17 protein-coding genes are annotated in these 19,584 nt (G+C 54.8%); 4 read left to right on the forward strand and 13 right to left on the reverse strand.

Features of this window, described 5'->3' with window-relative positions; all coding sequences use genetic code 11:
* Positions 1-92: 92 nt before the first annotated feature.
* From GKA01_RS13020 to GKA01_RS13030, 3 genes are all read right to left on the reverse strand, one after another.
* Entirely contained in the window at positions 93-1,031 is a 939-nt protein-coding gene (locus GKA01_RS13020; protein WP_146863951.1) for a FecR family protein, read from the reverse strand.
* An 82-nt stretch (positions 1,032-1,113) separates the two neighbouring features.
* Positions 1,114-1,611 carry an RNA polymerase sigma factor gene (locus GKA01_RS14115; RefSeq protein ID WP_146863954.1) on the reverse strand — a complete coding sequence of 166 codons (498 nt, stop codon included), beginning with the start codon at positions 1,609-1,611 and terminating at the stop codon, positions 1,114-1,116.
* A 272-nt stretch (positions 1,612-1,883) separates the two neighbouring features.
* Positions 1,884-2,267 (reverse strand): hypothetical protein, encoded by a 384-nt coding sequence (locus tag GKA01_RS13030; protein WP_146863957.1) that lies wholly within the window; start codon positions 2,265-2,267, stop codon positions 1,884-1,886.
* 166 nt (positions 2,268-2,433) lie between these two features.
* Between GKA01_RS13030 and GKA01_RS13035 the strand changes: the two genes are divergently transcribed.
* The 3 genes from GKA01_RS13035 to GKA01_RS13045 all read left to right on the forward strand — a co-directional run bounded on the left by GKA01_RS13035 (position 2,434) and on the right by GKA01_RS13045 (position 6,566).
* Positions 2,434-2,826, forward strand: a complete 393-nt coding sequence (locus GKA01_RS13035) for a hypothetical protein (RefSeq protein WP_228119953.1) — start codon at positions 2,434-2,436, stop codon at positions 2,824-2,826.
* A 69-nt stretch (positions 2,827-2,895) separates the two neighbouring features.
* On the forward strand, positions 2,896-5,214 hold the full coding sequence (locus tag GKA01_RS13040; protein ID WP_228119954.1) for a TonB-dependent receptor family protein: 2,319 nt from the start codon (positions 2,896-2,898) through the stop codon (positions 5,212-5,214).
* A gap of 8 nt (positions 5,215-5,222) precedes the next feature.
* Entirely contained in the window at positions 5,223-6,566 is a 1,344-nt protein-coding gene (locus GKA01_RS13045) for a PepSY-associated TM helix domain-containing protein (protein WP_146863961.1), read from the forward strand.
* Here the strand turns inward: GKA01_RS13045 and GKA01_RS13050 are convergent.
* The 5 genes from GKA01_RS13050 to GKA01_RS13075 all read right to left on the reverse strand — a co-directional run bounded on the left by GKA01_RS13050 (position 6,563) and on the right by GKA01_RS13075 (position 10,868).
* A complete protein-coding gene (locus tag GKA01_RS13050; protein ID WP_208653421.1) occupies positions 6,563-7,090 on the reverse strand; it encodes an SCO family protein in 528 nt (175 codons plus the stop codon). The genes GKA01_RS13045 and GKA01_RS13050 overlap by 4 nt on opposite strands.
* A gap of 688 nt (positions 7,091-7,778) precedes the next feature.
* Positions 7,779-8,093, reverse strand: coding sequence for an antibiotic biosynthesis monooxygenase family protein (locus GKA01_RS13060; protein ID WP_146863967.1), 315 nt, complete (start codon positions 8,091-8,093; stop codon positions 7,779-7,781).
* Positions 8,078-8,914, reverse strand: coding sequence for a heme ABC transporter ATP-binding protein (locus tag GKA01_RS13065; RefSeq protein ID WP_146863970.1), 837 nt, complete (start codon positions 8,912-8,914; stop codon positions 8,078-8,080). The genes GKA01_RS13060 and GKA01_RS13065 overlap by 16 nt, the downstream gene beginning before the upstream one ends.
* The gene (locus GKA01_RS13070) at positions 8,911-9,921 is read right to left on the reverse strand and encodes a FecCD family ABC transporter permease (RefSeq protein WP_146863973.1); all 1,011 of its coding nucleotides are present in this window, start codon (positions 9,919-9,921) and stop codon (positions 8,911-8,913) included. The genes GKA01_RS13065 and GKA01_RS13070 overlap by 4 nt, the downstream gene beginning before the upstream one ends.
* Positions 9,918-10,868: a heme/hemin ABC transporter substrate-binding protein gene (locus GKA01_RS13075; protein ID WP_146863976.1), complete on the reverse strand. Its 951-nt coding sequence runs from the start codon at positions 10,866-10,868 to the stop codon at positions 9,918-9,920. Before GKA01_RS13075 ends, GKA01_RS13070 begins: the two co-directional genes overlap by 4 nt.
* Before the next feature lie 152 nt (positions 10,869-11,020).
* Here GKA01_RS13075 and GKA01_RS13080 point away from each other — a divergent pair, with 152 nt between their 5' ends.
* Complete coding sequence (locus tag GKA01_RS13080; RefSeq protein WP_146863979.1) at positions 11,021-13,177, forward strand: TonB-dependent receptor domain-containing protein; 2,157 nt, start codon at positions 11,021-11,023, stop codon at positions 13,175-13,177.
* Between the two features lie 250 nt (positions 13,178-13,427).
* Here GKA01_RS13080 and GKA01_RS13085 read toward each other — a convergent pair whose 3' ends face one another.
* Genes GKA01_RS13085 through GKA01_RS13105 form a run of 5 tightly spaced genes read right to left on the reverse strand, consistent with a single transcriptional unit; the run spans position 13,428 to position 18,852 of the window.
* Positions 13,428-14,573, reverse strand: a complete 1,146-nt coding sequence (locus GKA01_RS13085) for a lactonase family protein (protein WP_146863982.1) — start codon at positions 14,571-14,573, stop codon at positions 13,428-13,430.
* Positions 14,574-14,616: 43 nt separating this feature from the next.
* Positions 14,617-16,047, reverse strand: coding sequence for a c-type cytochrome (locus tag GKA01_RS13090; RefSeq protein WP_146863985.1), 1,431 nt, complete (start codon positions 16,045-16,047; stop codon positions 14,617-14,619).
* Entirely contained in the window at positions 16,044-17,702 is a 1,659-nt protein-coding gene (locus GKA01_RS13095; RefSeq protein WP_146863988.1) for a GMC family oxidoreductase, read from the reverse strand. The genes GKA01_RS13090 and GKA01_RS13095 overlap by 4 nt, the downstream gene beginning before the upstream one ends.
* 3 nt (positions 17,703-17,705) lie before the next feature.
* Complete coding sequence (locus GKA01_RS13100; protein ID WP_244289219.1) at positions 17,706-18,374, reverse strand: sorbitol dehydrogenase family protein; 669 nt, start codon at positions 18,372-18,374, stop codon at positions 17,706-17,708.
* Between the two features lie 43 nt (positions 18,375-18,417).
* Positions 18,418-18,852 carry a GlcG/HbpS family heme-binding protein gene (locus GKA01_RS13105; protein ID WP_146863991.1) on the reverse strand — a complete coding sequence of 145 codons (435 nt, stop codon included), beginning with the start codon at positions 18,850-18,852 and terminating at the stop codon, positions 18,418-18,420.
* Positions 18,853-19,584: the final 732 nt, after the last annotated feature.

Genomic DNA, 19,584 nt, shown 5'->3' on the forward strand with positions numbered 1-19,584 from the left:
TACCGTCATGTTCTGGCTATGAGTCCTGAGCCTAAGACTTTTTCTGCGAACGGCCTAATGATAGGTCTATACGTTTTGTACTGAAGCAGTCATCAATAGACGATTGTTATCAGCATACCCACAGAAATTGTTTTCACATGCAGTTCCTGACTGATCGTTGTTAGGGCGCCCTCAATATCCTTGCAGTCAAAGACGCCGCTCACTCTTAGTCTGGCCAAACTTCGCTTCGCCAAAACGATCCGACCATGGCGGTATAGATTCAGGCGAGCGATCACGACCGAAAGTGGCTCATTATCGAAAACAAGCTGGCCACTCCGCCACGCGGTCAGTGTTGTAGTAGACACTGCATGCGGGTCATTCAGGCCCTCGCGGCTGAAATGGACGCTCTGTCCCTCTGAAACGACAACTGACTGTAAAGTACCGTCACGATCCTCTCTTGTGACACGAACAGTATGTTCGGTTACGGTTGTATCCACGTCCGAACCATTGCGTGTGACCATGAACTGGGTGCCCAGTGCTGTGGCCGTACCACCAGCCGCATCGACTACAAAGGGCCTGTGTTCCGCCTCACTTAGTGGGGCAACAGTAAAATAGGCCTGCCCTTCAACTACGATAACGCGTCGCTCTTTTGCTGTATAGCGTAAGGTGAGGGCAGCATGGGTATCCAATTCGGCAAGACTGCCATCATTAAGCTGGACAGTGCGAATCTCTCCTGTGCTCGTTGTGTAATCGGCAAACCAACGGCCGGGTTCAAGCCAGCTCACACCAATCCCGAGCATGAGTATACCTGTTGCAGTAACATATACGGCTGTTTGCTGCCGTCGGTTCTTCTTCTTTCGACTGCCAACATCAAGATCCGACCACAGATTGGATGCCCGGCAGAATGCCGCCTCATGAAGAGGCGATATAGATCGCCATATTTCGAAAGACTGTTGCTCTTCCAGTGTCAGTTCGTCACCGCCTCTGCGAATGACCCACTCCGCAGCTTCCGTATTGATCCTGTCCAGTTGACTGTTCGTATTATCCGTCATGAGATCAGCCTTATGATCGTGCGGGACCCGTTACAGATAAGACGTCTGGAAATCACAAGGTCAGTAACGAAAATCATGAAAATCAGCGAGGTAGGCGCGACAGAAGGTGCCGAAGCGCTATCGCAAGATGCTTTTGTACTGTGCTTTCTGAAACGGCGAGTTGTTTTGCTACTGTGCGATAATTTAGTCCAGTCACGCGATTGAGTATGAATATACGTTGAGTTGTTTTGGGTAGTTCATTTAGAAGTTCTGCAATATGGCGAATTTTTTGCCTGGCTGCTACTATGTCTTCTGTGTGAGGACTGTCGTCTATTGTGCAAGCTAGATCTTCGGTAGAGATATTTGATGTTTTGCGTCGGCGGACGGATCTGACGTGGTCGATCACTAGATTACGAAGTGTACTATATAGGAATGCACGACATGAATCTGCTGGCAGGGCGTCTCCATGCTCCATGAAGCGAATGAAGGTTTCCTGTACGAAGTCAGCGGCAAGATCACGGTCATTCAGTTGCCGCCCAACATAGTCAGTCAACTCCCGTCTGTGGCCTAAAAACAGGCGGCTGATTCGTATTTTGTCCACTTTCTGTCGTGATCCAACTCCGTGTAAGGCTCAGTCACATAGAGCAAGTGATAATAATTCGCAACAAGCACATGATTGCCGAGACCTGAAATTATTATCAGGTGTTGATATTTTTCGTGACCTTATACCGGATGCACAGGTGACCTTTATGGATCCAGGAGGTTTTGTTGATCTGATACAAAAAAATCCTCTGATTGCATGTTGAGAGAGTCTTTGTTGGTCAGAAATCACAGATCAGGTTGGCCAGTCCTCTCGCCAAAGGAGTTCGGCTTTCAGGTTTTGAAGAAGGTTTTGGCGGTAGCGTTGTTAAAATAGTTTCTCTTGTCGGATATGGAGGAAATCATCTTCTTTTCGGTTAGCTTTTTCGGGAAATCGTGTGAGCAATATTGGCTGCCACGATCGGAGTGAAAAATGCTGCCCGGGGTAGGGGCGCGTAGGTGAACCGCCATGCTGAAAGCCCAAAAGGCGAGATTTTGGTCATCCAGTCGCTTGCTGGCCAGCCAAAGCCATCCTTCATTGGCCACATAAAGCTGATACTGCCCGCCTATTTTTGATTGGGGGCGGCTGCGAACCGAGCGGATGCTATTGATCTTTATCAGCCGTCCGACGCGACGCTCATCAATATCAAGCCCGACTTCCTTGAGTTCTATGCTCACTCGGGGGGCGCTATACATATGGTTGTTCAGGGCGATCTTTATCTCTCACCGTGAAATTCTTCCGTATGCTTCATAATCATGGTTTTCCGGCACAAAACCGTCGCAAGGCCAATAAAAATATATTTCCATCTGGCGCTGTGCTGAAAGCCGCTTTAGATAAAGAAAAATGATGCGAATTACATGGCAGAACGGAGGGATGCAGGTCTTTTGGCCGCTGGTTCTGCTTGCCATTATGATTCGTCTCAGTGTTGGAAGTCTGCCATTACCACAGTTTCTCCTCGATGATCCGTTAAAGCAGTTCGCCAGCCTGTCGACCTTGTGTGACAGCCAGGATCTCGGTGCGCATAGCCCTGATCACCATCATGCAGCGGATGTTGGTGATGGCATTGCCGTAATTGATGACCTGTTGACGATCATTCTGACCGGATGCGTCGTTGCTATTTTTCTCGCAATTTTTCTAACAAGCCGCCACGCTTTTTGGTGTTTCCCGCCAGTGCGAGGCCCTCCCTCGTGGCGGCTATCGGGCATCTATGCTCAAGGACCTCCCCATCTGATCTAACATTGATTGAGCGCCTTTCTCGTCTTTACGATGAAAGGTTTTCTGCGTTTCTTAGATCAGAACAAACAGATGCCAATTCCTTTTATATCCAGCCGTCCTTTCGGCTCGTTTGCGCTTGCCTGCGTGTTTCTGGGCGGTGTCCCGGCTCAGGCTCAACGACCTCATACACGCCATCGTAGAACAGCAGCGGCCAAATCTGTGCCACATCAGGGCCTAATTCCGGAACGCATTATTGTACGAGGTGCTGCGCGTGGCTCGGCACTGCTTCATCTAACCGGTGAAACAACCTACAGCGCAGAACGCGAAGATTTCGCGAACAGAGCCGCCCAGACCGTGGGTGATATGGTCGCAACCATTCCTGGGGTCACTGTTCTGCAAGGTAATGGACCGCGTGACAGTGTCGTTTCTGTCCGCGGATCGGGCGCACGACAGTCCTATGGTTTGAAGAATCTTCAGATCACGGAAGATGGGTTTCCCATGACGCAACCTGATGGTACTGCCCGAGCAGATTTGATTGATCCGCATGCCTATGAGGGGGTGGACGTCTTTCAGGGACCAGCCTCCACACTATACGGTAATTATGCGATCAATGGGGCAATCAATTTTCGCACCCGGAACGGCGCTGACATTCACGGTCTGGAGCTGGGTTCAGACTTTGGCAGCTTCGGCCTGTTCAATAACTATATGACGATTGGGGCAGGCAATAAGCGCTACGACTTTATGCTGTTTGGCAGCGATGTGCGGGGTAAGGGCTTCACTGCGAACAGCCAGTACGACACGTCTACCGAAAATATGCGGCTGCGAGTCAATCTAACCTCATCAGATCGCCTTATCCTAAAATTCGTGAATAACGTTACGGACACATCACTGCCGTTACGTCTCTCCCTGAATCAGTTTCGTAGCAATCCCTACCAGAACGGTTGTGCCAATGCGGCATCGGTTGCTGCCGGATGCGCTTCAGTCAATCTTCTGGTGAATGGTGCATATGGCGTACGTCAGACGATGACCCCACAGCAGGCTGGGCTCGGCCGTTTTGATCGACGTACTATTGTAGGCCTTCGATGGGAGCACGACTTTGATCCCAGAACGACCTGGCATACCCAATTTACGTATGATCAACGTCATGTCGACCAACCAACCTCCACAACAGCCTTTGTGGGGCCGTTTAATTCTTACAATGTGCAGACGGACCTGACGAACCGCGGCCGTATTGGGAAAACGCCCCTGACCAGCTTTGTGGGAGCCAGTTTCGACTACATGGATTATGGCTATCGGGTCTATAATCTGACCCCGCAAGGCGGCGCGACCCGAGGCGCCCTGAATTCCACGTCTTACGGCCATCAGTGGAACATTGGTATTCGTTTTCAGGAAGACTGGCAGTTTTCGCCGCTCTGGCATGCGGTAATTGGGCTTGGTGGCACTCAATCCGACATTGGCGCTATCGAAACCCTCTACAACAGATCGGCCAATTCAACTACGCTGCAAAATATTACGGCCAATCGGCGTTTCTTCAATCTGGCACCGGAAGCATCGCTAGTTTATACGCCAACCAAGGACTGGACTCTCCATACTCGTGTTGGAACAGCCTACGCCACGCCCGGCTATTCCAGTTTCTTTGTCACTCCTCAGGGAACCTACGGGAACAATACGCAGCTTAAGAGCGAAACAAGTCTCGGTTTTGATCTGGGCGCTGAATGGCACCCGTCGCCCAGCATCAATATTCAGGCTACTGGCTTTTATGAGTTCTACAGAAACGAGCTTGTTAGCCAGTCGGCGGGTGTCAATACGCCTGCAGGAAGCTATACCTTCAACGCCCCGGCTTCAGAGCATCGTGGCATTGAACTTGCTGCAACATGGCAGCCATTACGAGCCTCTCTGCCGGGTGCACGGCTGAAGCTGTCTTATACCTATGACAACCAGATCTATACAAAATACACCGAGACACTGTCCAATAGCACGATAGCGCGTAATTTCTCGCGGAAGGGCAACCTCATCCCTGGTGTCATGCCGCATTTCCTGGATGCGCGTGTTCTCTATGATCAGCCAGACGGATGGTTGCAAGGGCTGGGAGGTTTTGCAGAAATGACGTGGAGGAGCTCCTTTTACCTCGATAATGCCAATATTCTGAAAGCTCCCTCCTACGCATTGTTAAATCTGGAGGTTCATTACGATCCTCCAGAGCGTCTGGGGTGGGTTCACCGTCTGCACAGCTATTTTGAGGTGCAGAACGTAACCAATCAGGTTTATGCCGCTGGTGCGACTGACATCAGTGATACACTTCTCTCGACCGGACAGCAGGCTGGGCGAAGTATTTTGGCCAATGAAACAGGATCCATTTACGCTGGATCGCCAAGAGCGTTTTTTGGTGGTGTGCGGCTTAAGTTCTGAGGGTATCCATGATGATGAACGCTTCCAGAACTCCATTATGGCCAGATTATCGGACAATCTGGCGATGGCATTTCTTTGCAGGGCTCTTTTGCCTGCCCTTTATTATGTTGCTGTGCCTCACAGGGTCAATTTACCTGTTCAAGCCGCAGGTGGATCATTGGATCGACTGGCGTTACGATCATCTCGCAGGCGGTGCGACACATTCAACTCCGGTACAGGAAGTCAGGGCGGCACTCAATGCTGTCCCCGACAGCCATTTTCTAGCTTATGAACTTCCGGAGACGACTTCCAGCGCAGCCCGGGTGATCGTTGATCGCCAGGGCACAGCCATACGCGTGTATGTTGATCCGACATCATGCGTGGTTCTCAAACAGGTTCCTGAAGAAGACCGTTTTGAACGTATCATCTTCAAACTGCACGGTCAGTTGTTATTGGGGAATACTGGCTCCATCATCATGGAAATGGTAGCCTCCTGGACAATAGTACTCATTGCTACCGGCTTATATCTCTGGTGGCCACGTCATATTCATGGATTAAAGGGCATTCTCTATCCTCGGATCACTCATAAAGGTCGAATTTGGTGGCGAGACCTCCATGCAGTAACTGGGATGTGGATCTCCTTATTTCTGGCGCTTTTTCTTATCTCCGGTCTGCCATGGTCATTTGTTTGGGGGCACGCTTTGTCGCGTGTGGAGACACAGATCAGTCGAATGACGACCGTTCCGGACTGGGAAATCGGGGCTGTTTCCGAGCGCAATCTTGTTGCTGGCCGTCAAGTTTCTCCGCCAAAAGTGGACACTATGCCCGGCATGGATATGGAGTCCATGACCATGTCGGACAGTTCTCTCTCAGACGGGCTAAACCGTGTGGTACTGGCTGCGTCTCAACTGAAATTCCCGGCACCTGTCCTTGTGACACCACCATCGACGGGCGAAACTACATGGCATATTCGTTCGGACACGCAAAACCGCCCAGAACGCATCAGTGCCCTCGTCGAACTCTCCGGTCATCTAAAATCCATTCAGCGCTTTAAGGACAAAGGGCTGATGGATCGCATTATCGGATATGGGGTTGCGGCCCATGAGGGGCAGCTTTTCGGAAGAGTCAATCAACTCTTAAATTTTCTTGTGGCATCGGGATTGCTAATCATGAGCGTGTCGGCGCTCATTCTATGGTTCCGCCGTAGACCGCCCGGACAACTAGGAGCCCCATTGGCTGTGCCTAATAAGAAGATAGGTGCAGGCGCGTTGGCTGTTCTGGTGTTATTGGGAGTGCTTCTACCGGAACTGGGCGCTTCTCTTTTGCTCCTTTGGCTTGCAACCTTGCCTTCGCAAATTATCCGCCGTAGCTAACTGGCAGCAACGAGACGACGCAGTCGTGTGGCGATTTCCTGCGGACTGGTGTCAACCGGCAGGACAGACATCAGTCGGTTATCGCCATCCATCAAATATAGAACAGAGCTGTGATCCATGAGGTAGTCTGAGGATATGCGATCCGCTGAAGTGCCACGACGTCGCGCCATGACGTGGAAACTTTTAATGACCGTCTGGATCTGGGATTCCGTTCCCGTAAGGCCAACGATGTCAGGAGAGAAATGACTGACGTAATCAGCGACAACTCCAGGAGTATCACGTGATGGGTCGACCGTGATGAAAAGCGGCACAATCCGGTGTGCCTCTTTTCCCATAAGATCGAGAGCTTGTGTAACGGTCTCGAGGGTTAACGGGCAGACATCTATGCAGTGTGTGTATCCAAAATAAATCAGTGTATATCGCCCCTGAAAGTGGCTCTCGGTGACAGTATGGCCGTGCGTATCGATAAGCGTGTAAGGGCCACCCAGGGCATGTGAAGCTCGATTAAGAAAAATGCCGCGCATTCCAATTGCTCCGAGAAAGAGAATCGCGATGATCACCACTGGAGCAGCTAGCTTCTTTGCTTCATTGCGACGAACGGGTTGTTTTTGAGTAGGTCGTTTTGGTTTTCTACGCTCCCTACACCGGTTTGACATAGTATCCTCCCTAGGTTTGCTTTCCTAGCATACGAAGCATGCGATCCGCATAGCTGGCTCTGGAGCGTTTCCCTCTCAATCTCGTTTATATCCAGCAGTTGTAAAGAAGTTTTCGCATTTTGCAGGAATGACCTGGAGTATTCGGAAAATTCTTGGGTTTCTTTGATATTGAAGAGTGCCTGGCCCGCTTGAGCGGACTTGGTTTTGCGACGATGGAACAGTGTCGTCGAGCGATTTCGTCATTCCGTTCTTTGGCTGCAAACCCCACGTTTCAATCGACCGGAAATTTCGACTGAAGCGCATTCATTGGCGGATCGGGCCGTCGTTCTCGAGCGCGACCGGATCCGTGTTGATGTGCTCATTTCTCTGCCGCGCCCAAGACGACATTCCGATCCCGCATTCGAAACACTGCGAACACTGCTTCTCGAGCTGGGAGCATACGCTTTCTAAAAACGCTGTTCGGGTCACAACGACCCATGGCCGTTATCTCGACAAACTGATCATTGAGTAGAGAGACTCTGGACTGGCAGGAGACGTGAATGGCGACGAGAAGTTTTTAGGCTTCAACATTCTGCAGCACTGTGAACCCTTCGAACACCGGCGGTCCTACCGTGAGTTTCCTGCCCTCCCCTGCACTCGCATGGGCCTGCTTGAACTGTTCGGAGCGAGTCCATGCGATGAAAGCGTCATAAGACGCCCAGACGGTATGCGAGGCGTACAGCGTGCTGTCTTCGCCAACCGGTCCCTTGAGAAACTGGAAAGAGACAAAACCCGGGACTGTCCTGAGCAGGACCTCGCGGTCGAGCCAGCGGCGCTGGAAAGCCTCTTCGCAGTCGGGCGAGACCCTGAAACGGTTCATGGCGATATACATGTAATGTCCTTGTTTTCTGTTTCCGCTGCCAGGGCGGAGGTGATGTCATGTGGCACGACGAACGGTCGGCCCGTTGTGTCGTGCAGATGGACGCGAGGTGCGGCGACAGTGAAGGTCTGCGCCAGCATGTCCGGTGTCAGAACCGCGCGTGGCGGCCCCGTCGCGCAGATGCGCCCACCGGCAAGGACGATAACCGTATCGGCGCGGGACGCCGCCCAGTTCAGGTCATGCAGCACGACAAGACAGGCTCCCCCGCGCCGAACATGGCTGCGCGCAATGTCGAGAACGAGCGCCTGCCGCGCCAGATCCTGCGCTGATATCGGTTCGTCAAGCAATAGCAATCCGGGCGTATCGGAGCGCGCACCCGCTTCGAGCTGGGCCAGAACACGCGCGAGATGAACCCGCTGGCGTTCGCCGCCCGATAGGCTGAGGACATCACGCTGTACGAATTCTGCCATACCGACACGCCGCAACACTTCAGCAATGAGCATTTCGGCCTCTTTTGCGGGAATACCGCGCAGGCCCGTCCGCACGAGGTCCCTGACCGGAAAACGCGTTCTCAGCGGGCTGTCCTGAGCCAGCATCGCGCGCCGTGTAGCCAGACGCTCTGGCGTCATGTCGTTCAGACAGACACCGTCGAGCATGACACGCCCCGCATCAGCCGGGATCAGACCGCTTGCCACCCGCAGAAGAGTACTTTTGCCTGCGCCGTTCGGCCCGACAATCGCGACCAGACTGCCCGACGGAACCCGCAGGGAGATGTCGTCGAGCAGAAGACGGCCGCCGATCCGGCAGGAAACGGCATCAATATCCAGTGTCATGACGGAGCATCCGGGCGTTCAGCGCGTGCGAGAAGCCAGACGAAAGCTGGCGCGCCGATCGCAGCTGTGACCACCCCCACAGGCACGTCAGCCGGGATGGCAATGACACGCGCGATCGTATCCGCACAGACCAGCAGGGTCGCCCCCAGAAGCGCACTGCATGGTAGTACGATGCGATGATCGGGGCCGGTCATAAGCCGGACGAGATGAGGCACGACCACGCCGACAAAGCCGATGACGCCCGCGAACGCAACGACAGGCCCGGTGGCCAGCGCCACGCCCAGCATGGCAAGACGCTTGGAACGCTCGACCCTGTAGCCCATCAGGGCGGCATCTGTCTCGCCCAGAAGCAGAGCGTTGAGCGGCGTTGCCAATGTGCCGATAAGCAGAGCAGCCACGATCAGAAATGGCATCAGAAGACCGATCCGCGTCCAAGTTGCACCAGCCAGACTGCCCATTGTCCAGAAGGTAAGGTCTCGCAGGGCTGTGTCATTGGCACGGAAAATCAGGATTCCGATCAGAGCGCCGGAAAAGGCACCCAGCGCCACGCCTGCGAGAATAACGGTGTTCGTCGACATTACGCCGTTACGCGTGGAGAAACCGTACAGCAGAGCCGTGCTGGCAAGCCCTCCTGCCATTCCCCCAAGTGGTACGGCCCAGTTCGCAAAAAGCTCGCCAAGGCCAAGAACAATAACCAGTGCTGCCCCCAGCGCCGCACCAGAGGAAACCCCGATCAGACCGGGATCGGCCAGCGGATTGCGAAACAGTCCCTGCATGACTGCCCCCGAAGACGCCAGCGCCGCACCCGCCAGCATCGCAAACACAACCCGCGGCGCCCGGATCTGGGTAATGACAACGCGGGCGAGACTGCTGGACGTTTGGGTTCCGAAAACCTCACCAAAGCCGAACCCGGTCGCCCCTAAGGCGAGTGCACCGATCCCCGTGACGACGAGCAGTCCGCACAGGACCGTCATTGCCAGTGTGGGAGAAGGATGTCTGAAGGTCATGTGGGCTGCGAAGCGATCATCTGTGCGAGATCCAGCGCGGCCTGAGGCGTCCGTGGCCCAAAGCCCAGCAGCCGTTCGCCCTCCATGGCGATGATCGCCCGGTTCCGGCCTGCGGGTGTGAGCCTAAACCCCGGATCGGCCAGCATTGCAGCACGAATGGCTTCGGTATCCTGGCTCATGGTTAGAACGATATCGGGGCGAAGCCCGATCAGGGCTTCGTCCTCGACAATCTTGTATCCCTGCATGGCATGACCGGCGTTCAGCGCGCCGGCCAGGCGGATCACGGCGTCCGCTGCTGTGCCGCTTCCCGCTGCGAGCGCATGACCCCCTGTCATGCGCATGACGAACAGAACGCGACGTGTCAGCGGGTGCGCCGCGCGCCAGTCTGCCAGCGCGCGAAATCGGTCGTCGATCGTCTGACAGAGCGCATCGCCCTTTGCCATTGTCCCCAGAAGCGTTGCAAGAAACCGTGTGCGACCGATAATGGCCTCTGGCGAGGGGGTTGCATCAACGAAAATAACGGGCGTTCCGGATGCGACGATTTGGTCCATGGCTGCGGGTGGGCCGGAATCATTCATGGCCAGAATCAGGTCCGGCCGCATCGACAGCACGCCTTCGGACGAAATCATCCGCATGTAGCCGAGCGATTTTTTGTCGCGCAATGCATCCTGCGGCCATGTCGATGTCGTATCGACAGCAATAATACGCTCTGCAGCCCCCAAAGCATAAAGCGTTTCGGTAATCGTACCACCGATGCAGGCAATCCGCCGCGTATCGCGCAGGCCAATCTTTCGCCCCCTGCAATCCGTAATGATCCGTTCGGCCGCTCCCGCAGAAGACCACGGGACTGACACTGTAACGAGGGACGCCAGCGTTGCGCGGATCACCGTCCGTCGAGCAGGGGGGCGGCGATGAGGGAAAGGGGAGGTGGAAAGAGAAGTAACCATATGAGGAGCATCTCCGGGGGAGGGGCCGAGAGCGACATCAGAAGCTTGTGTCAGAATGTGATACAGGGGAGTGATTTGTATTGCAAATAGGAATCGTTCTCATTAAGGATCCATGCCGTCATTCGCCTGCAAATACGACAGGATACAGCCTTATGCTCCGGACACGCCGCCTGCTCTTTTATTCAGTCGCCTCGCTGGCGGTCTGCTCCCTTCCTGCCGTACGAGGTGCCGAAGCTCAGGAGAAAACGGGGGATCTGTACCAGAATACCGCGACGGATACCGCGCAGACGCCGCTTCCCGCCCATGCACCGATCGCGTTGCCGAGAGTCCGGGTCAGAGGCACCGAAACCGCAACAGTTCCACAGGCATCGTCGAGCCTCTCACGTGCTGAGTTGCAGCGTGTCCAGCCCAACGAACCCTATGCAATCCTGACCGGCCTGCCGGGCGTTTATTTTCAGAACGACGGCACACCATCCTTGGCGGTATCCATGCGCGGCATGCAGGATTTTGGGCGCGTCAACGTGATGATCGACGGCGCGCGACAGAATTTTCAGGAAAGCGGACATGGTGCTGACGGCAGTGTCTATGTCGATCCAGCCCTGCTTGCAGGGCTGGATGTGCGGCGTGGAACTGTTGCGACTGGCGATGGCGCGGGGGCGATCGCAGGTGTAATGAACCTGCACACGTTCGATGTGGACGATCTGGTGGATCCCGGTAAACGTTATGGCGTCCTCGGTCGTGCTCTCGGCGGAACCAACAACTACGATGGCTCTGGCGTGGTCGGGGCAGGGGCCCGGATCAATGATTGGCTTGGTGTCGCAGCTGCTTTCAGCATGCGAAGCTCCGGCGATTACGAAGACGGCAATGGAGCCCGTGTTGCTCACACTTTTCAGCGCCTGCAATCCGGCCTCTTCAAGATCGACATTACGCCCGGGGTCGACCAGACGCTGAAATTGGGAACGGTCATCTATCACAATGCTTTCGGCGTGGGGTCGGAAGGGATCGCAACGGCCGACAGCGTTCAGAACAACACCGGGACGATCGACTACCGTTTCACGCCGCGTGACAACAAGCTCGTAGCCCTGCACGTAAAAGGCTATGTCGTCAGAACCAGTATGGCCAATTACACACCTTCCTTTATGGGTGTGAGTGTCGCGGCAGCGGATCTGACGCATTATGGTCTTACGACACTCGGCTTCGAAGCGGACAATACAACCACCCTGCGCGGTGGTCCGATCGATATCGCCCTAAATTACGGCGGCGAATACTATCATGATAGCGTTAGCACCACCGACCAGACGGGCTATACCGGCGCGACGCCCAGTGGGGGCCGGAGCGTTGGGTCCGCCTTTACCCAGGCGACGCTAGGCTGGAAGATCGTCCAGCTGACTGGCGCGCTACGCTATGACAGTTACAATCTTTCTGGTGGCGGTGTGAATGAGGCAGGCGGCTTTACAACAGCCGCTGCGGGCCGGTTCCATGTCAGCAAGGGATCGGATGCCGTGAATCCCAAAGTGACACTGGCTCTCAATCCTGTTCAGGGCCTGCAGATTTACGGCAACTACGGGCTTGGTTTCCGCCCGCCCGCCACCACCGAAACCCTTTATTCAGGCTCTCATCCCGGCCTCGGGTTTCTGAAATTCATTCCCAACCCGGCCCTTGATCCGGAACGGACCTATGGCTGGGAAGTCGGTATGAAGCTGCACTACAGCGATATTCTTGCCGATCATGACCATCTTGAGTTCAGTGCGGATTATTTTGATACGCGGATTAAGGATTATATCGGTCAGACGCTGGTTGTTGGCGCTCCAGCTGCAGGCTCCTACATTCCGACCTATGGTTATTTCTTTCAGAATATCAGCGGAAATACCCGCACCAGCGGCGTTGAAGGACAGGCGAAATACGACTCACGCTTCGTATTCGCGACCCTTTCCTACACAAATACCACCACAAAGCTGCCGGGAGAGGACTATACCGGATATGACCAGATGGTCACGACGCCACCGCGTTCGGTCATGGCCGGCACACTTGGCTTTCATTTGCTTGATAATCGTCTGACGCTGGGTGGTCGTATCCGTGCGGCAACGCATACTCTAGGGCAGACAAGCAGCGATTCCGGGGTTTCGCCTCTGCGAGCCGGTTATGTCGTGTTCGACCTGTTCGGCTCTTATCAGATCACAAGAAGCCTTCAGCTTTTCACCAGTGCCGACAATGTGACCAACCGGCAGTATTACACCAGCGCGCTGGCCTCGATCCCCAATCAGGGGCTGACAGTTATGAGTGGTTTGAATTTCGCTCTCTCCCGCTGAAGCGGGGGGGGGGGAGGAGCGGTCTGTTCTGAGGATCTTCGCCCTGCCTGGTATTTCCAGGATGGTCAGTGGCGATGATCCTGATTCTGGCGCTGCCTGCCTTTCCACCAGTCTTTTACGGGTGTGTGGTTTGCCCAGACAATCAGGGGACTCAAAGCTGGCCCCGAAAGTTAGGGAGGACAGGCCTTTCTGCTCCGCGCGAAGAGCAGCAAAAAGGAACACCCAACCAGACGGATTTATCCGTGTCTTATCATGGCGATGTTTTTTCGAGGTCGGCCCCCCCGCCCGGAAGAGGACTTTCGCCAACTTTGCGGAGTTGGGTGCCATTCCAGCTCAAGGTCAGCAGGCTACGATCCATGACACCCTGAACGAGAATGTCATGACCGTCTGGCGAGAAGGTCAGGCCCTGGGGCCACAGGGTTCCAGGAGCTTGTGCCAGCGGTGCCAGATGGCCGTCGTGGAATGAAAGGACCGTGACGATGCCCCGGTCATGGTAGCGGGGCGAGGACGGAGAGAGGGCCGAACCGTTCTGTGAAACGACGGCGACGTACTGTCCGTCCGGTGAGATATCCAGTCCTTCCGGTGCATTGGGAACAGGGACTCTCTGAATTTCACGGACCGAGTTGCCGCTCAGGTCGAGTACAGAAAGAGCGCCAGGCAGGCCCTCGCCATGTCCCAGCATTCCCATGACGGCGTAATGGCCGTCCCGGCTCAGTCGGATGTTCCAGGGGCCCGGCTTGATGTCGAGAGGATGGGGTTCGACGGAGATCTGGTCGCCGTCGATATGGAGGGTATAGACCCGGTCAGCCTGCCAGAGGCTTACAAGTGCGCGTTTTCCGTCTGGCAGAATGGCAAGACCGCCCGGAAAGCCCGAAACGGGGAGGGAAATCACACGCCGGTCGCTCAGGCTGTGTCCGTCGAAAGAAAACCACGTCAGAACGCCGGATTTGCCATTGGCAACAAGGAGATGGTGTCCGTCCGGTGTGAAGCGCAGGGTGGTCGCGCCGGGCGCGGACCCTGTGCGCTGTATGATTCTAGGCTGTGGACCCGAAACATCGACAACCGTGATTTCATCATCGGGAACGATGGTCCCGGCCTTCTGGTCTGCCTTGGAAGCGGCGGAGACGACAAGGATCTTGCCGTCGGGGCTGAAGGTTACAGCGGTTGGCGGTCCGATGACGCTTGTGGGGACGTCAATGCTTGTCCGGACTTTCCAGGTGCCATCCGCGTTCTTCTCAAGAAATGACAGGGAGTCCGGTCTGAGCGGATGGGGAAGAACCTGCACGCCATTGCGGAGGATGGAATGCGCATCGTTGGCTGAAACCACCGTCTGGGCACGGACAGGGGATGCGAACGCAAGAAGCGCGGCACAGGAAAGCAGATACAGTCTTTGCATCTCTGGAAACTCCTGGAGACGGGATACAAAAGCGCGAAAAGCCTCAGGCTTTCGCCTTTCTTGAAAGTCGGATGAAAAAGAAAATCGCGAGAGCAAGACCGGCAAGAGCCACGATGATTGCCGGAACCGTCAGGGCACCCAGTCGCGCGATAAGGGGTTTGGGGCCACCGGAACGGATGAGTTTCACATCATCAGGGGTGACCCTGACATTGGGATTTCCGAAATTCTGCTCAACGTAATTGCTGATATCGGCAATGTCCTGATCGGAGAGGGAATCAACATACGATCCCGGACCAAATCCGGGCATGTAGGTCGTGTGTCCGTTAACTTCCCGGCGGACACCCATGAGAATGGTGGTAATCAGGTTATCGGCAATGGGAGCACCCACCGCAGTGTTATGGAAGAGCTGCGGATAATATCCATCAGGGCTGCCCTGACCGGTCGGGCGGTGACAGGCTGCGCATTCTCCCGAAAAAAGATACTCGCCACGACTGATTCGGTTGGCGGGGAGGCCTCGGTAGACGGATTCACGTCCAGATGCCTTTCCGTAGCTTTCCCGTGCCGCTTTATCCTTACTGTCCGAGATCGCTGGAACCTGCTTGATGTAAGAAACCATCGCACGGATATCGGCGTCATCGAGATATTGAAAGCTGTGCTCGATGGCTTCGGCCATGGGGCCGCCGGCCTGCGCTTTGCCGGGGACGTCGCCAGTCTTGAGATACCGGAAAAGATCTTCGCTGCTCCAGCCGCCAATACCACTGACGGGATCTGAAGTGATGTTCGGGGCATACCAGGATGAGAGCGAGGCGCCGGCAAGAGGGCTTGCGCCTTTCTCCGCCATCATCGCATTGCGAGGGGTATGACAGGTATCGCAATGTGCGAGCGCATAGGACAGGTAGTGCCCGCGATTGACCTCTGCGGATTTGGATGGATCCGGTCTGAACCGTGTGTCATCAAGGAAAAGGGCATTCCAGATCCCCATGGACGCCCTGATATTATAGGGGAAGGGGAGAGCCGTTTTCTGCGGTGTGCTCTCAACAGGCTTCACCTCGGACATGAAATAGACGTACAGCGCATGCACGTCGTCATCAGTCAGCTTGGTGTAGGATGTGTAAGGCATGGCCGGATAGAGGTGGGCTCCGTCACGCCGTATGCCTTCCCTCAGGGCGTGGGCAAACTCTTTTTCGGTGTAATTTCCGATGCCGTGTTCTTTGGAGGGTGTGATGTTGGTCGAATAGATCGATCCAAGTGGAGATGCGATCCCGTATCCGCCGGCAAAAGGCTGCGTTGAGCCGGGCGCTGTGTGGCAGGCCGCACAGTCAGCCGCGATCGCCAGATAATGTCCGCGTTGGGCAATATTCCTGTCGGGGCCGTTGCTTTGGGCGTATGCGCTTGTGCAGAAACCGAGGACAGTAGCGGCAGCGAGGGCAAAAGCCCCCGAAAGGGGCGGGTTTATGCGGTGTTTCTGTTTCATGCCTGCCCCCGTGCGAAAGCGGCCTTGATGGAATCGGCGGCTTTCAGTCCGAGTGCGGCCATGCTGAGTGTCGTGTTGACGACGCTCGCGGACGGCATCGCCCCTCCGCCTGGAATCCACAGATTGGCGTGGTCATGGGCGCGGCAGTTGCCATCCACAACCGAATCCTTTGGGTCCCGGCCCATGATTGTTCCACCCATGATATGGTTGTTGGCGTTATAGTCCGTTGTGATACGGAGTTCTGTTCCCCCCATCAGGCCGGCAATTTCCTTGACCTGAGTGGTGACGGCATTCAGCCCCTTGCGTACATAATCACCCACATCATAGTGGATGTCCGGACACGCAAGACCAAGCGGATCTTTCCGGGTTTTGCTGAGTGTCAGGCGGTTTTCGGGATCGGGCAGCGGTTCAAGACTGATGGACAGGTCAACGCCGCAGGCCGCACGCCGCCGGATCTCATCATCAAGCTCCTTGCCGACCAAACCCAGTTTGAGTGCCTGTTCCGTTGCAGGTGCAACGCGGCTGATATTGTTCAGAATCATCTTGTTGGCTGAATAGTCCCGCCGGAAATCCCCGTCCCGGGGACCGACGATGCAACTGCTCTGTGCGGGGCCACGTCCGAACCAGAGGGGTTCGTTGGCCAGAAAAGAGGCGTGTACCCCGGAATGGTCCATCATGTTGCGACCAACCTGATCGGAAGAATTGGCGATTCCGTTCGGGTTGCGGGCATTGGCGGCAAGCAGCAGCAGACGGGGCGTCTCGATACCATTACAGGCCAGAACAAATGTTTTGCCGGTCGCTTTGTGAGACTGACGATGGGCGTCGTACCAGTGTACCGCTGTGACGCGATTGTTTTCGTCTGTATCGATTCGATAGACTACGGCTTCTGCAATGGTGACAGCACCTTTGGATTCGGCTTTTTCGATATGTTGGATACCATTGTACATTGCACCGATGGGGCAGATGGGCTGGCAATTATTGTTGCCGCAGCAGGCCGGGCGATCTCCGAAAGGTTCCATGCTTCGTCCCTGTGGAATAGGAACCAGGTGAAAACCATGAGGATTGACAATTTCTGCGACCCGACGATCTCCATAACCGAAGGGGATCATATCTCGGGGGTAGGGGCGGCTGCGTTCCTGCGGGGATTGAAGGGCTTTGTCATGAGGGCCCGAAACGCCCATTTCTTCTTCGGCACGACAGTAAAAAGGTTCAAGTTCGTCGTAAGATATCGCCCAGTCTCGCCCGACCCCATAACGTGATTTCATTTCGAAATCAGAAGGAAGGTGCCTCCAGCATGAAGCTGCCCAGTGCCATGTTGTTCCGCCTACGGTACGGAGATATCCTTGCTTGAAAGCAGAGCCGTTGGGACCGGAAAGTCCGACGTAATCATTGGGCGGAAAATACAACGGCGCCTGAGCCAGGGGAGACTGGGGATAGAGCCCTTGAAAATCCGAATGAAGACGGTTGTGGAATGACATATTGCGCCAGTTTTCCACATATTCGGCACGCTTTAGACGAAGTCCGGCTTCCAGAATCACGACGGAATGACCGGCAGCAGCAAGTTCGTTTGCCACCATACCGCCGACCACTCCGGACCCGACGACAACGACATCCGCCGAGACGTCTCCAGATGATGTAAAATCCGGTTTGGCCATGGTTCAGTGCTCCTGACGGGGTTTGGGGACGTAAGGGGGAGAGGACGGCGTCATGGGTTTAAGAGGGGGCGACTGGGGAGAAATTTTGCTTTCTACGCCCGGAGGAGCCGGGGGCGGAGGCGTCGCAGGCAACGGGGCATGAATTGGAATGCCGAGGGGGGGCGGTGCCTCCGTCCACCATCCGGGGCGACCGAAACAGTAGGTTGGTACCGGCAGGCCGTCTTTGGTGGGCTGGTACATGAGGGCGTCGTAGTAAGCGACCATCGGTGCGTTGGTTTTGTCTTCTGTTGAGCCTGTGTACCAGGCGGCATTGAGCGCTAGAAAAGCCTTCTTCAGGTCACCGGACCGATCCAGGATTTCATGTGGCTGCCCGCCTTGTTCGGTAATTCTGGCGAGAGACTGGATTGTGTTGGCGTAAGCCGGAAACGTTGTCTGCATGGCGGCGCAGAGCCGGCTGCTCAGAACGGGATCGAGATCCGGCCTTCCGGTAATCGCCTTTGAGACACTCAAAAATGTTTCATCAAGCGGCGTGGCTGCAAGAGCATTTGCGCGGCCGAAGACGGAATTGCCGATCGCTACAGAAACGCTGCCCATGACAGTGCCGAGCAGGAGAGAGCGGCGTCCCAGAACCGGGGTCCGTGAGGAAACGGGCTGAGGGCTAATTTTTTTCACAGCGCTGTTCCTTTTCCATCCCGTTTGTGGAGAGAAGCGGCCATCATTTCAAAGCCTCCACAGCGCTGGTCGCGGCGTCGGAATCCTGGGTATTGTTCCCGCCACTGACCCCAATGCCTCCCACGAGCTGTTGGCGACGGAATATCGGAACGCCGCCACCGGCCGGCATGGCATCAGGAAGCGCGAGAACCGCCATTTTCCCACCACTTAATGCGGCCTCAAAAGCTGACGAGGGGCGTTTATAAAAGACCGCACTGACGGCTTTGCGTTTTGATAGTTCGAGACTGGCAAGCTGCGCTTCTGCCATACGCTCGACTAGAAGAGGCTGTCCTGACGCATCCACGACGGTCACGACAATAGCTGTATGATTGGAAGCGGCCTTGTTTTCTGCGGCTCTCGCCAGAGCGCGTGCCTGAGAAAGGGAAAGGTTCGAAGGAGATGGCTCATCTGCCAGAACCAGTCCGGGAATGAAGGTCATTCCGAGAACCGCCGTATAGCAGATGCGTCTTAGGAGCCCATGATCAGCTTCGGTGGGCCTGTTCCTGAATAGCAGCACGTGGCGCGCCTTTCGGTCATATTTCGTAACGGCTAAGGGGCATTTGCCACGAGACTCAGGAGTCTACCTAGATCGGTCTAATTCACTATATTGTGACAAAATGTGGAAACTCAGGAGTCTGGGCGGTTTATGACGGTGGTTTTTGTCCTGCCGGATAGTAGAAAATGGTCATTATCTAGATGAAAAAAAACCGTTTTTCCAATTTGTAGGAAATAGGTCGATTTGTACCGATCTAAAATTTTTTTCTTATTTCTCAATTTCGTGAGGAACTGTTCACAGATTTCGTGATGATGGCCGGGATGGGAAATACGAAAATTATATGGCATCCCCCTTTTTCGTAGATGACCAGAAGTACTGATTCGGGATAATTCCACCGGATATAGTGAACTGAGAGTCAATATGAAAATGTTTCACTGTAACGAAAATGTCTGGAAATATATTCGAAATATGCCATTCGGTATCTTCGATATCGAGGACATCAAAGCTCTATAAAATATGTTTATATTTCTCTATTTTCTTTTCTTTATCTGTGATAAATCCTGTTGCTCTCTCTAAGGATTTGATAAAAAACCAAAACCAAAACCAAAACCAAAACCAAAACCAAAACCAAAACCAAAACCAAAACCAAAACCAAAACCAAAACCAAAACCAAAA

Source organism: Gluconobacter kanchanaburiensis NBRC 103587 (genome assembly GCF_007988905.1).
Taxonomy (GTDB): domain Bacteria; phylum Pseudomonadota; class Alphaproteobacteria; order Acetobacterales; family Acetobacteraceae; genus Gluconobacter; species Gluconobacter kanchanaburiensis.

Coding starts and splice junctions, on each gene's coding strand:
- GKA01_RS13035 (WP_228119953.1), top strand. CDS start 2,434: ATGATGCGAATTACATGGCAGAACGGAGGGATGCAGGTCTTTTGGCCG.
- GKA01_RS13075 (WP_146863976.1), bottom strand. CDS start 10,868: ATGGTTACTTCTCTTTCCACCTCCCCTTTCCCTCATCGCCGCCCCCCT.
- GKA01_RS13060 (WP_146863967.1), bottom strand. CDS start 8,093: ATGTATATCGCCATGAACCGTTTCAGGGTCTCGCCCGACTGCGAAGAG.
- GKA01_RS13095 (WP_146863988.1), bottom strand. CDS start 17,702: ATGGCCAAACCGGATTTTACATCATCTGGAGACGTCTCGGCGGATGTC.
- GKA01_RS13045 (WP_146863961.1), top strand. CDS start 5,223: ATGATGATGAACGCTTCCAGAACTCCATTATGGCCAGATTATCGGACA.
- GKA01_RS13040 (WP_228119954.1), top strand. CDS start 2,896: ATGCCAATTCCTTTTATATCCAGCCGTCCTTTCGGCTCGTTTGCGCTT.
- GKA01_RS13105 (WP_146863991.1), bottom strand. CDS start 18,852: ATGACCTTCATTCCCGGACTGGTTCTGGCAGATGAGCCATCTCCTTCG.
- GKA01_RS13065 (WP_146863970.1), bottom strand. CDS start 8,914: ATGACACTGGATATTGATGCCGTTTCCTGCCGGATCGGCGGCCGTCTT.
- GKA01_RS13020 (WP_146863951.1), bottom strand. CDS start 1,031: ATGACGGATAATACGAACAGTCAACTGGACAGGATCAATACGGAAGCT.
- GKA01_RS13085 (WP_146863982.1), bottom strand. CDS start 14,573: ATGCAAAGACTGTATCTGCTTTCCTGTGCCGCGCTTCTTGCGTTCGCA.
- GKA01_RS13070 (WP_146863973.1), bottom strand. CDS start 9,921: ATGACCTTCAGACATCCTTCTCCCACACTGGCAATGACGGTCCTGTGC.
- GKA01_RS13080 (WP_146863979.1), top strand. CDS start 11,021: ATGCTCCGGACACGCCGCCTGCTCTTTTATTCAGTCGCCTCGCTGGCG.
- GKA01_RS13050 (WP_208653421.1), bottom strand. CDS start 7,090: ATGCGCGGCATTTTTCTTAATCGAGCTTCACATGCCCTGGGTGGCCCT.
- GKA01_RS13090 (WP_146863985.1), bottom strand. CDS start 16,047: ATGAAACAGAAACACCGCATAAACCCGCCCCTTTCGGGGGCTTTTGCC.